Source organism: Veillonella parvula, from assembly GCF_048309325.1.
GTDB lineage: Bacteria > Bacillota > Negativicutes > Veillonellales > Veillonellaceae > Veillonella > Veillonella parvula_T.
Map to the genome: position 1 here is coordinate 286,920 of NZ_DBFBTX010000005.1, position 12,042 is coordinate 298,961.

Here is a 12,042-nt window from a genome sequence, read left to right on the forward strand (position 1 = left end):
TTACTAATAGATATAATTATAAGCCTTATAATAGAGAAAATATGTTAAAGTTGATACATTTTACTATATTTTATTTTAAGATATAGTTGTATCTGTTTATTGCGAAACATGGTATGATAAACTACGAATGAACTGTGCGGGAGGTTTACTATGGTTTTTCTAACATCCTTACAAAGTATCATACCTATTGTACTGCTTATTTTGTTAGGATATATATTAAAAGGGCGGGGCATGTTTAACCCTACCTTTAGTGGTAATTTATCGCGATTTATCATGTCGGTTGCATTACCAGCGGGAGTATTTGTATCTGTATTACATCACCTACATACTTCAGATATATGGAATTTACGATATGGCATGTTAGTGGTTGTCCTAACATATGTTATTGCATATATCGTAGCGTTCATTATGATGAAAATGCTGAAAGTTCCTAGAGGACGACGTGGTATTTTTATCAATATGGTAGTAAATGATAACTGCTTGTTTATTGGGTTACCAGTGCAAATCGCACTCTTTGGGCAAGATGCGCTGCCGTATTTCCTGTTATATTACATCGGTAACACTATTTCCGTATGGATGGTAGGGGTATTCCTTATAGAACTAGATCCACTGCCAAATTCTGAAGCAGATTTTAATAATGGCTGCCATAAGATTGATAATATAAATAATAGTTCAGTATCTACTGAAGGTAAAAGCAAGAAGCCTAAATTTGATTGGAAGAAGTTATTACCACCACCATTATTAGGTTTTTTTGTGGCATTAATCTTCTTGTTCTTTGAAATTCCTTTACTTCCAATTTTGCATACTACCTTGAATTACTTGGGCGATATGGTAACCCCATTGTCGTTAATCTATATTGGTATTGTGCTTCATGATGCGGGCTTAAAAAGCATGCGTTTAAATAAAGACTCCATCGGTGGGATTGTAGGACGATTTGTTATTTCCCCGATTATCATGTTCTGTTTGATTATGGTTTTACAATATGGAGTAGGTATAGTTCTAGAGCCAATTGCAATCATTACCTTTGTTGTACAATCAGCAGGACCTGTTATTGCTGTATTGCCAATTGTAGCGAATGAATCAAAAGCTGATTTGCCATTTGCTACAGGTCTAGTCATGATTAGTACCATACTATTTGTTGTAGTAATTCCAATCATAATGGAAATTTTAACAATGATAGGTATACAGGCTTAAAGTAAGAAGAAGATTAAAATAAGTAAATAAAAAAGGTTCCTAATGGTCATATAGGTGACTATTAGGAACCTTTTTTTATGTAAGTATATACAGCTTATCTAAAGAATCTGCCCACTAGAGGCATGCTAGCACCATCGTTTTTATTAAGGCCTTTTAAAAGAACCATGATAATTACGTACAATAGTAATCCTTCAATACCAGTGAGTATAAAGTTAGCCCACATTGGTAAGATATCTATTAAATAGTGGTAACTCATGAAAATGAGTACGCCCATAACACCGGCACTGACCACGTTTTTCCAAAGTAGAGAAATATCAAGGAAGTAGCCTGTGTATTTTTTGATATAAATCAAGTTAAGTAACGCTGCAAAGCCAATATCAGCAACGGTTGCCCAAGCGGCACCGCCGATGCCCAGCCAAGGAATAGCAGTCAGTGTCCAGTTAAGGATGACCTTGATTATGAGGGAAATCCCCATATTAATGACTGGAATACGTGGCCTGTTGAGACCTTGTAAGATACCTGTTGTTACTTGATGTACACCTAGGAAGAATATAGAGAACGCTGTAATCTGCGTTGCAAGCTCTGCCTTAGGCGCATTATAGATTAAGGTAACTGTAGGAGCAGCGAGTACATATAATAGCACTGTAAATGGTACGGTTGCCATAAATGTTAAACGCATAGATCCTGCAGTGCGATCATATATACCTTGATGATCTCGTTTGGCAAAGGCATGAGAGATAGCTGGTACAATACTTGTCGCAAGGGCTGCGGTAATGATGGTAGCCAAATTGATGAGTGGCACTGCCATCCCTGTAAGGTAACCGAATAGCTCTGTTACTTCGTTCATCGGGAACCCAGCATCTAATAAGCGACGTGGTACGATGAGCAAGTCGAGATTCGCCGTCAACGGTAACATGATACTTGCTAAGGAAATTGGTATGGACAATGTTAAGAGTCGTGACAAAATTTCTTTAGCTGATTCACGGGGACCATCGTAGCTTTCACCAGTACTACTAGCCTTAGGTAATTTGTAGTAGTAATACAATAGCACTAGGAAGGCTCCAAAAGCACCTACACCTGCACCCAAGCTAGCGCCACCTGCCGCGGCTGGTAAACCGTAAGGTAATAAAATAGCAGCAGCACCTAGCATAACGATAACCCGTAGTAATTGTTCTACAATTTGGCTAATCGCTGTGGGAGTCATCATTTCATAGCCTTGGATATACCCGCGGAAACAGGAAATCCATGTTACAAAGAATACTGCCGGAGCGAGCGCGATGATAGAGTAGTAGGCACGGCTTTCAGCAATGAGACCACTAGAAATTAACCAATCTGCACCAAAGTACATGGCAAGACTGGCGATAAAACCTGTTATAGTCAACATTGTAAAAGAAATATTGAATACTCTCTTAGCACCACCAAAGTCGTGTAAGGCTAATCGTTCTGCCGTCAAAATAGAGATGGCAATTGGCACACCTGCGCTCGAAATTTGCAATAGTAACAAATAGATAGGAAAGGCCATCTGGTAGATGCCGATCCCTTCACCACCCAAGATGCGGGATAGAAGAATCCAGTTGATACTACCGATGGCTTTCACTACGAAACCGGCAATGGTTAAAATTAAGGTTCCTTTTAAAAATCCACTAGCCATTGATTATAGTTTGTTGGAAGAACCCAATACATTTTTAATTTTGTGAGCTACCATGCCTTTAATAGCATCACGAGCAGGTCCTAAGTATTTACGAGGGTCAAATTCGGATGGGTTTTGAGCCAAGTATTCACGTACAGATGCGGTCATAGCAAGACGAAGGTCTGTATCGATGTTGATTTTGCAAACCGCCATTTGAGCTGCTTTGCGAAGCATTTCTTCAGGAACGCCTTGAGCACCAGGAATGTTGCCACCGAATTCATTACATTTTGCTACGAATTCAGGCAATACGGAGGATGCCCCATGCAATACGATAGGGAAGTTAGGCAATAATTCGCCAACTTTTTTCAAACGATTGAAGTCGAGGTAAGGGTCGCCTTTGAATTTGTAAGCACCATGGCTAGTACCAATAGCGATTGCTAAGGAGTCTACGCCAGTTAGGTGTACGAATTCAGCAGCTTGTTCTGGGTCTGTAAAGCGAGCATCTGCATCGGATACGTTTACATCATCTTCAACACCAGCCAAACGGCCTAATTCTGCTTCTACTACAACGCCATGAGCGTGAGCATATTCAACAACTTGTTTAGTGATTTTTACGTTTTCATCGAAATCATAGTGAGATGCGTCGATCATAACGGATGTGAAACCACCATCTACACAGTCTTTACAGATTTCAAAGGAATCGCCGTGATCAAGGTGAAGAGCGATCGGTAAGTTGCTGTCTTCAAGAGCTGCTTCTACGAGTTTAACAAGGTAAATATGTTTAGCATATTTACGAGCACCTGCAGATACTTGCAAGATAAGAGGGGATTGTTCCTCTTTCGCTGCATCTACGATACCTTGTACGATTTCCATGTTGTTTACATTGAAAGCGCCAACAGCATAGCCGCCTTCATAGGCTTTTTTGAACATTTCTGTAGTAGTAACTAATGGCATGTTGTCCTCCTTGGCTCTAGAGCCTGTCATATCATGTTATTAATACTGTGACTGCTAGTATTTCTAGCGCATATGAGCTAGATAAAAAAACTAGTGTTATTGCAATCATATATCAATTCAAGTTAAGTATATCAAGAAACACTATAAAGGGCCAATATTTTTTGTATAACTTATGCATAAAATTCGTCTTGTTATGTGACCCATGTGGGTTATTTCTGTGTAGGAGCATTTATTTAGGGTATTATATCAGCTCAATCGTTTAGCAATACTTTCATATCCTCTGGCATTTCTGCATGCAGTTCGAGCCATTCATTTGTTACGGGATGGTAAAAGCTTACGCGCGCTGCATGCAGTGCTTGGCGTTGGATAGATTCTAGATGACCACCGTATAAGTCATCACCAGCTAGTGGATACCCTAGTTGAGATAAATGAACTCGAATTTGATGGGTACGTCCTGTGTGCAATAAGCACCGTACATGGGTAAACTGATTATAAGATGTAAGCGAGTTGTCAGTTGAACATACATTACTATTATTATTCATCATAATTACATCATCAGAATTAATCTTACCACTGCTGATTTCGTTTGTATTTTTACTAATAATAGTTATATCCGTGCGAGCTGGCTTTCCTTGGACTGTACAACAGCGCTCAATGATACTGCCTGGTTTACGACCTATAGGCCAGTTAATGCTTATAGGCACAGAAGGGAGATGCCCTTCTACAATGGCGTCGTAGATTTTGTAAAAATGGGTGTGTTTTTTATCAAATGCATGTTGAACCACTGATGTTTTAGCAATGATGACAATACCTGAGGTATCCTTATCTAATCGGTGTACGGGATGGAAATCATAATGCTGATTTGTTTCTTGGTAGTAATGAAGTACACCATTTGCCAGTGTATGATCTCGTATGGTAGAAGTAGGGTGCATAAGAATACCAGCCGCTTTATTAATGACTAAAATATATTCGTCCTCATATATGATATCTAGTTCCATAGGGCTTAAACTAAACTCTTGCTCTGGTGTTAACTTCATAATGAGATGATCACCACCATGAACGAGCGTATTCCAGGTAGCAAATTTACCATCAACTGTTATGATACCATCACTTCGTAAACGTCGTCTCATGCGCTGGGAGATATGCTGTTGTTTTATAATGTGATTCATAGATTGTGTATGCACATCAGAGTTTACAATCAAGTCGATTATCGTTGCTGTTTTCATACGTATTATTATAGCAAATAAAATAAAAATGAAGAATTTTTCATAATTCGTTGTATTTGTGAAGGTCGATATAGTATAATTTGAATTGCTGAATTTTATACATTATTTATGTGTGAACTTTTTACTATAATACTGTGTGTTTAGTTCTAACAGTATATTTTATGAACTATATATGTATGTTAATGACTGTATGGTTATAGCTTATTCTATAAAAGGAGAGGTTTATGAATATTAACAAGAAATCTTTATTAGTCGCATGTGTGTTAGCGGCTATGTCTACAACTACTTTTGCGGCGTCCACTACGACATCTACTAGTAGTACAACGGTAACAAACCAAGACACACCAACATCTACTAGTACACGTGTTACTCGTGAACAACATACAACGACTACATCAACTTCTACTGTTCGTACAGAGAGCTCTAGCTCCACTAAAAGCACAAAAGCTCGTGTAGGCGTTATGACCCCTCAAAAAATTGAAGAGCGTAGTGCACTTTCTGGCTATATCGCAGCTGATGTGGCGAGCGCATTAAACCCTTATCGCAATGCTCCTAAATCTTTAAAATCTGGTAAAGGCACTACTTTCAAAAATGACGAAGTGCTTGAACATGGTGTATTGGCAGCTATGAAACAAGGTGGTAAATGGGGTATTATTCGTCCAGATGGTACTGTTGCTATTGAACCTAAGTACAAAGAAATTAAAGATGTTGATTATAAAACAGGCAATGTGTTAGCTCAAGTAGATAAGAAAACAGAAACTTGGGTTACACCTAAGGGTGTGGAAATCTCTGAAGAGGAAGCTTTAAAAGAACGTGTTAAACAAGAAGCAACTCAAGAGTATCCAAGTGATTCCTATGTAGAGTTTAAAGAAAAAGGTAAATATGGCTTTAAAACTACTGATGATAAAGTAGTGATTGCTCCACAATTCCGTCAAATCGTGACTGGATTTAGCGAAGACCGTGCTTTTGTTAAAAATGCTAAAGGTAAAATTGTAGCTATTGATGGTACTGGTAAAGAATTATTTAATGCTCCATCTAAAGAGGTATATAGATACCGTAATGGTCTGGCTGAATACCGCCGCTCCGTGAGTGGCTTTAATTTAGGTGGCCTTGTAGGTGGCTTCATCGTGGGCGGTATCCTTGGAGGTGCGCTTTTAGGTGGTCAACATTATCACGTAGGTGGTTTTGCCTATGATGGTGCAAAACGTGGCTATATCGATCGCTCTGGTAATATTGTAATCGACAGCAAAAAAGATAAAGTATGGCCTATCACAGCCTATGGCACAGTAATTAAAGATGCTGGTAATTTATATTTCGTGAACCGTAAAGGTGAAGTTGTTATTCAACCTGGCGATTATGATGCAGGTGAAATGGATAAATTGAATGGTCTATTAGCATTAAAAGATAATAAGACTGAAAAATGGGGCATTTTTGATGTATCTACAGGTAAACAAGTACTGTCCTTTAAATATGATTCTATTTCCTTTGCAGGTACAGATCGTTTAGTAGTCGTGAAAGATCATGTTAAAAATCTTATTGATATGAGTAATGGTAAATCTATGTATTCTGCTCAAACAGAAGCAACTATTGAACCGTTCAACAACGATACTGTAACGTGGGTTCATACTGGTAAAGAGGGCTATACGATCATCGATAATGACGGTCATGTTTTATTTAGAGATACAAACAAACTTATTGAAGAGGCTAAATCCTTCAACCATGGTTTCAGCTCTGTTAAATCTAAAGGTAAATGGGGTATTATGAACTCCAAAGGCGAATGGCTTGTACAACCTACATATGATGCGGTAAACGTTTTATAATATAATTGGTTGTAGAATTCCTTTGAATTTGTATTGCCTTTAGTTCTGGCTTAATTAGTTTTTTTTAGTTATAGTTCTTAGCTATAAACTAAATACAACATAATATCGTTATACAGAGACTAGCAATGTACATGTATTATGTATGTTGCTAGTTTTTTATATTATTTGTCTTGTGTATTGTATTGCATAACCGTATTAGAGAACTTCCACTATACTTATAAAAGCTTCATTAATACATAGCTAACAATTATAATTAAGAAAATCGATTTACCTAGAAAATAAGCCTGTTTTAAGGTATAATTATAGAGATGTATTCCGTTTTGGTGTAGTTTTACACTTTCACTTGGAATATGAGGATGATGAAAGTAATGCTATGAACCTTATGCCCAATAGGTTCAGGTGTAGGAGGTATAAAATGGCTAAAGATTGTTCCTTTGACGTTGTGTCCGAAGTGGATATGCAGGAAGTAGATAATGCTGTAAACCAAGCAAAAAAAGAAATTGGTACGCGCTATGATTTCCGTGGCTCTAAAGCAGAAATTAGTCTTGAAGGCGACACTATCAGAATCATCGGTGATGATGAATATAAATTGAATGCCATTATCGATGTTTTAAAAGGCAAGATGGTTAAACGTAACGTAGCAATTAAAAATCTTGACTACGGCAAAGTTGAACCAGCAGCAGGTGCAACAGTTCGCCAAATCATTACTATTAAAAAAGGCATTACTAAAGAAAATGCTAAAGAAGTAGTAAAAGCAATTAAAAACATGAAAATTAAGGTACAAGCATCTATCCAAGAGGATCAAGTGCGCGTATCTGGTAAGGATAAAGATGATTTGCAAGCAGTAATCAAAATGTTAAAACAATTGGATATCCCTGTAGAATTGCAATTTGTTAACTTCCGTTCTTAATACTATATGTCCATAGGATAGGTTAATTAGACTCGTTTGAGTCTCTAATACTATCAGTGTAGGAGGCCTTATGAAAGTGGAGGACATGAAGGGTGGATATACCACAGGTTCATGTGCTACGGCAGGTATGAAAGCTGGTTTATTGGCCCTCTTAGATAAGAATATTGTGGACCAAGTGGTCATCGAAAACCCTCAAGGTCAATATATTGAGGTTCCTATTAAAGCGGTAGAGGTTATATCTGATATAGAGGCGAAGGTAACCGTCATGAAAGACGGCGGCGACGATCCTGATGTAACTCATGGTAATGATGTGGAAACGACAGTGACCCTTGATGATACTGGTGAACTGCGATTTCGAGCTGGCTTTGGTGTAGGTACTGTAACGAAACCAGGTCTTGCTATGCCGCCAGGAGAACCGGCTATCAATCCAGGGCCCCGGGCAATGATGAAAATAGTTTTTGAAGAACATTGTGTCCATGGTCAAGGTGTAACGGTAACCGTTAGTGTTCCTAATGGTAAGGTATTAGCCAAGAAAACATTAAATCATACACTTGGTATCGAAGGTGGCATTTCCATTATTGGTACCACCGGTATTGTTAAGCCTATGAGTGAAGAAGGGTTTAAGAACTCGTTAGTGCCACAGTTGAAAGTTATGAAGGCTAACGGATGTGAAACAGCTGTTCTCGTACCGGGGCGTATTGGTCAAGATCTGGCAGAGCAAGTATTAGGTATCCATAAGAACCAAATGGCAGAAACGAGTAACTTTATCGGATTTATGCTTGAAAAGGCTGTACAGATTGGATTTAAGCGAATCTTAATTATCGGTCATATCGGTAAGTTAATCAAACTAGCTAGTGGTAGCTTCCATACTCATAATCGCATGAGTGATGGCCGTATGGAAAGTATCGTGGCCTATGCTGCTTTAGAAGGAGCATCCCAAGAGGTGTGTGAAGAGTTATTTAATTGCCAAACCACAGAGTCTACATTTCCTATCTTGGAGCGAGAAGGATTGACTGGTGTATACCAACGAGTTGTAGATCGTGCATCTCTACGTAGTGAGCGCTATATTGCTAACGAAGCTGAAGTAGGGATCATCATTACGACCTTAAAAGGTGAAATTTTGGCTATGGATAATCATGCAAAAGAGATAGGAGAACTTGAACATTGGCACATACCTTGTATATCGTAGGCATTGGTCCGGGTAATCCTGATTATGTGGTGCCTAGAGGCCTTAATTTAATTAAACATGCTACAGTATTGGTGGGCAGCGAACGTTCTTTAGAGGACTTTCAAGAGCCTGGCCAAATTACATATCCTGTAACGGGGAAGCTCAGCGTATTAGCGGAGCAAATTGAGCGTGAGCTCAACGACCATGACGTTGTAGTTATGGTTAGTGGTGATACAGGCTATTATAGCTTATTGCCATATTTAAAGAAAAAATTTACTGCTAACCCTATTGAGGTGGTGCCTGGCATTAGTTCTATGACCTTTGCCTTTGCCCGTCTTAATGAGGTGTGGCATGATGCGGATTTAATGAGCTTTCACGGTCGCCAACCAGCACCAGAGAAACTCGTATATGAAGTAGGTAAAAAGATGGGATTCTTAACGGATCCTGAATATAATCCAGCGCATATTGCGCGTATTTTAATAGATGCAGGTTGGCCAAAAGAAACGAGAGCAGCAGCCCTTGAGCGCTTGAGCTATGATGATGAAAAAATCGTAGACTCCACGTTAGAGGTATTAACTGAGCTTGAAGGCTTTGGTCATTCTGTAATGGTGGTACTAGGATGAGACATTTTTTCGGAATTCCCGATGAGGAATTTATCCGCGGCGACGTGCCGATGACAAAATGCGAGATTCGCAAGGCTGTTATGAACGAGGCGCGCATCGAGGAGGATAGCATCGTCCTTGACGTAGGTGCTGGTACGGGCTCTATTTCTATTGAAGCAGCCTTGGCAGCTCCTAAAGGGCATGTATATGCGATTGAGCGCTTTGATAAAGGTATCGACCTTATCAATGAGAATATGAAAAAATTTAATGTAACTAATATGACTGTTATCAAGTCCAAAGCTCCGGAAGGCATGGAAGAATTGCCTGAGCTTGATGCGGTTATTATCGGCGGCAGTGCTGGCGGTATGACAGGCATCATGGATGAGGCACAACGTCTATTAAAAATTGGTGGTCGTCTAGTTGTAACCGCTGTAACGATGGAAACTGGTTATACCATCCTTAAAGAGTTGAAAGGGCGTCCTTTCAACTATGAAGGGTACCAAATGTCCATCAGCCGTTACCGCAAGGCTGGTCCCTATCATTTGTTAGACCCATTGAGTCCGATTTTTATCGTATCTGCAACGCGTATCGCAGAAGGAGAGTAATATGGTTGACGTACATATCGTAGGCGCAGGCCCTGGAGATCCTGAGTTAATTACTCGTAAAGGGTATCGTTTAGTGCAAGAGGCAGACGTTGTTATTTACGCGGGCTCCTTGGTAAACCCTGTCATTTTAGAGGCTTGTAAACCAGGTTGTGAAATCCATAACAGTGCTACTATGAACCTTGATGAGGTATTGGCTGTTATGAAAGCTTCTGTTGAGGCTGGTAAAAGCGTAGTTCGCCTTCATACAGGTGACCCTGCTATTTACGGTGCTATTCAAGAGCAAATGGATGCACTTGCTAGCATGGGGATTTCTTATGAAGTCGTACCAGGTGTAAGCTCTTTCCTTGCTACAGCTGCGGCATTGAAACAAGAATATACACTACCTAATGTATCTCAAACAGTCATTATTACGCGTATGGAAGGCCGTACACCGATGCCTCCAAAGGAAAAATTGCGTATGTTAGCATCTCATGAAGCAACTATGTGTATTTTCCTTAGCGTTCAAATGTTAGATAAGGTTGTAGCTGAACTCATAGAGGGCGGTTATAATAAAACGACTCCAGTGGCTATCGTGGTAAAAGCATCTTGGCCTGACCAACGCATTATTCGTGGCACATTGGAAACCATTGCGGACATCGTAGCTAAAGAAGGCGTATTGCGCCAAGCTATGATCGTAGTAAGCCATGTATTAGATAGCGAATACGAATTATCTAAGCTTTACGACAAAGGCTTTGCTCACATGTACCGCAGTGCTAAGGACTAGTATAATGAAAGAACTAGAAACTGGTGCGCCTATGACGGGAACTAAGAAAAATAGAACGGCCATTCTTTCCGTTTCCGAACGAGGTGCGAAGCTAGGTCAACGCATCAAGTCTTTAGTGGCACCCCATGCGGATTGCTTTGAAAAGGAAACCCGTCCCTCTGGTGGAGAGGCCATCTATTTTGATTCCCTTAAAAACCATATTGGACAAATTTTCAAGGATTACGACCAAGTGTTATGCATTATGGCACTTGGTATTGTAGTGCGCATGATTGCACCGTATATTGAACATAAATCTAAGGATCCTGCGGTAGTCGTAATGGACGAAGTAGGGCACCATGTTATCAGCTTATTATCTGGTCACCTTGGGGGCGCCAACGAATGGACGCAGTCCATTTCGCTGGCCATTGATGCGGACCCTGTTATCACAACCGCAACGGATGTAAACGGATTGCCAGCGCCTGATGTGTTGGCGCGCCACGAGCATCTATTGGTAGATGATTTTCAAACATTAATCAATGTGAACTCTGCCATCGTTGGGGGAGAGCTTGTTGATTATTATATCGATGAAAGCTTACCGAATGCAGAGGAACTAGAACAAGCTGCGAAAGCTCATATTGGTGAACATGGCATAGTTCACGTTGTTTCTTTGGAGCAACTAGAGTCTATTTCATGTAAAAATAAAAGCGCTGAAGAGGGTGCTTTTCGCGTAGTCATTACGGATAAAGTAATTACCGAGCATGGTTATCAATTGATTTTACGCCCGCGGACCTATACGATGGGGATTGGTTGTCGTAGAGATACGCCAAAGGAATTGATCCTTGACGCCATTCAACAATCCTTGGCAGAGCATAAGCTTTCACCAAAGAGTATTGTAACGGCGGCATCGGTCATCGTTAAACAAGATGAAGTAGGCCTCTTAGAGGCTATGCAAATTATGGGGTGGCCTATTGTGTTCTATACACAGGACGAGATGACACCACTCATTGAAGAAGAAAAATTAAAAGAATCTAATTTTGTAAAAGGAACTATAGGAGTAGGAAACGTATGCGAGACAACGGCATTACTAGCGGCCAAGAGCCGAACACTAATACAGCACAAAACAATTTATCCCAAAACAACGGTAGCCATTGCACAGGTAACATCAAAGTAATTGGCATCGGCCCTGGCGAT

Annotated in this window: 11 protein-coding genes; 8 read left to right on the forward strand and 3 right to left on the reverse strand. The window is 39.9% G+C overall.

The annotated features are described in order from the left end of the window. Window positions 1-150 precede the first annotated feature (150 nt). Entirely contained in the window at window positions 151-1,194 is a 1,044-nt protein-coding gene (locus ACMKPP_RS06035; protein ID WP_412416503.1) for an AEC family transporter, read from the forward strand. 94 nt (window positions 1,195-1,288) lie between these two features. Here ACMKPP_RS06035 and ACMKPP_RS06040 read toward each other — a convergent pair whose 3' ends face one another. The 3 genes from ACMKPP_RS06040 to ACMKPP_RS06050 form a co-directional block, all read right to left on the reverse strand. Further along, window positions 1,289-2,845 carry a putative polysaccharide biosynthesis protein gene (locus tag ACMKPP_RS06040; protein ID WP_287507360.1) on the reverse strand — a complete coding sequence of 519 codons (1,557 nt, stop codon included), beginning with the start codon at window positions 2,843-2,845 and terminating at the stop codon, window positions 1,289-1,291. A gap of 3 nt (window positions 2,846-2,848) precedes the next feature. Beyond that, window positions 2,849-3,778, reverse strand: a complete 930-nt coding sequence (fba, locus tag ACMKPP_RS06045) for a class II fructose-1,6-bisphosphate aldolase (protein ID WP_195394676.1) — start codon at window positions 3,776-3,778, stop codon at window positions 2,849-2,851. Window positions 3,779-4,029: 251 nt separating this feature from the next. Then, window positions 4,030-5,004, reverse strand: a complete 975-nt coding sequence (locus ACMKPP_RS06050) for an RluA family pseudouridine synthase (RefSeq protein WP_418369456.1) — start codon at window positions 5,002-5,004, stop codon at window positions 4,030-4,032. A 224-nt stretch (window positions 5,005-5,228) separates the two neighbouring features. Here ACMKPP_RS06050 and ACMKPP_RS06055 point away from each other — a divergent pair, with 224 nt between their 5' ends. The 7 genes from ACMKPP_RS06055 to ACMKPP_RS06085 all read left to right on the forward strand — a co-directional run bounded on the left by ACMKPP_RS06055 (window position 5,229) and on the right by ACMKPP_RS06085 (window position 12,022). Beyond that, window positions 5,229-6,824 (forward strand): WG repeat-containing protein, encoded by a 1,596-nt coding sequence (locus ACMKPP_RS06055; RefSeq protein WP_418369457.1) that lies wholly within the window; start codon window positions 5,229-5,231, stop codon window positions 6,822-6,824. 415 nt (window positions 6,825-7,239) lie between these two features. Continuing rightward, entirely contained in the window at window positions 7,240-7,734 is a 495-nt protein-coding gene (locus ACMKPP_RS06060; RefSeq protein WP_418369458.1) for a YajQ family cyclic di-GMP-binding protein, read from the forward strand. A 70-nt stretch (window positions 7,735-7,804) separates the two neighbouring features. Next, on the forward strand, window positions 7,805-8,923 hold the full coding sequence (gene cbiD, locus ACMKPP_RS06065) for a cobalt-precorrin-5B (C(1))-methyltransferase CbiD (protein WP_418369459.1): 1,119 nt from the start codon (window positions 7,805-7,807) through the stop codon (window positions 8,921-8,923). Next, window positions 8,899-9,525, forward strand: coding sequence for a precorrin-6y C5,15-methyltransferase (decarboxylating) subunit CbiE (gene cbiE, locus ACMKPP_RS06070; protein WP_418369460.1), 627 nt, complete (start codon window positions 8,899-8,901; stop codon window positions 9,523-9,525). Before cbiD ends, cbiE begins: the two co-directional genes overlap by 25 nt. Next, window positions 9,522-10,109, forward strand: a complete 588-nt coding sequence (gene cbiT, locus ACMKPP_RS06075) for a precorrin-6Y C5,15-methyltransferase (decarboxylating) subunit CbiT (protein WP_418369461.1) — start codon at window positions 9,522-9,524, stop codon at window positions 10,107-10,109. Before cbiE ends, cbiT begins: the two co-directional genes overlap by 4 nt. 1 nt (window position 10,110) lies before the next feature. Continuing rightward, on the forward strand, window positions 10,111-10,872 hold the full coding sequence (gene cobM / locus ACMKPP_RS06080; RefSeq protein ID WP_418369462.1) for a precorrin-4 C(11)-methyltransferase: 762 nt from the start codon (window positions 10,111-10,113) through the stop codon (window positions 10,870-10,872). Between the two features lie 4 nt (window positions 10,873-10,876). Next, window positions 10,877-12,022: a cobalt-precorrin 5A hydrolase gene (locus tag ACMKPP_RS06085; protein ID WP_418369463.1), complete on the forward strand. Its 1,146-nt coding sequence runs from the start codon at window positions 10,877-10,879 to the stop codon at window positions 12,020-12,022. Window positions 12,023-12,042 lie beyond the last annotated feature (20 nt).

Bases quoted from the DNA above. Each gene is read 5' to 3' on its own strand.
- ACMKPP_RS06035 (WP_412416503.1), top strand. From the start codon at position 151: ATGGTTTTTCTAACATCCTTACAAAGTATCATACCTATTGTACTGCTT.
- ACMKPP_RS06040 (WP_287507360.1), bottom strand. From the start codon at position 2,845: ATGGCTAGTGGATTTTTAAAAGGAACCTTAATTTTAACCATTGCCGGT.
- fba (WP_195394676.1), bottom strand. From the start codon at position 3,778: ATGCCATTAGTTACTACTACAGAAATGTTCAAAAAAGCCTATGAAGGC.
- ACMKPP_RS06050 (WP_418369456.1), bottom strand. From the start codon at position 5,004: ATGAAAACAGCAACGATAATCGACTTGATTGTAAACTCTGATGTGCAT.
- ACMKPP_RS06055 (WP_418369457.1), top strand. From the start codon at position 5,229: ATGAATATTAACAAGAAATCTTTATTAGTCGCATGTGTGTTAGCGGCT.
- ACMKPP_RS06060 (WP_418369458.1), top strand. From the start codon at position 7,240: ATGGCTAAAGATTGTTCCTTTGACGTTGTGTCCGAAGTGGATATGCAG.
- cbiD (WP_418369459.1), top strand. From the start codon at position 7,805: ATGAAAGTGGAGGACATGAAGGGTGGATATACCACAGGTTCATGTGCT.
- cbiT (WP_418369461.1), top strand. From the start codon at position 9,522: ATGAGACATTTTTTCGGAATTCCCGATGAGGAATTTATCCGCGGCGAC.
- cobM (WP_418369462.1), top strand. From the start codon at position 10,111: ATGGTTGACGTACATATCGTAGGCGCAGGCCCTGGAGATCCTGAGTTA.
- ACMKPP_RS06085 (WP_418369463.1), top strand. From the start codon at position 10,877: ATGAAAGAACTAGAAACTGGTGCGCCTATGACGGGAACTAAGAAAAAT.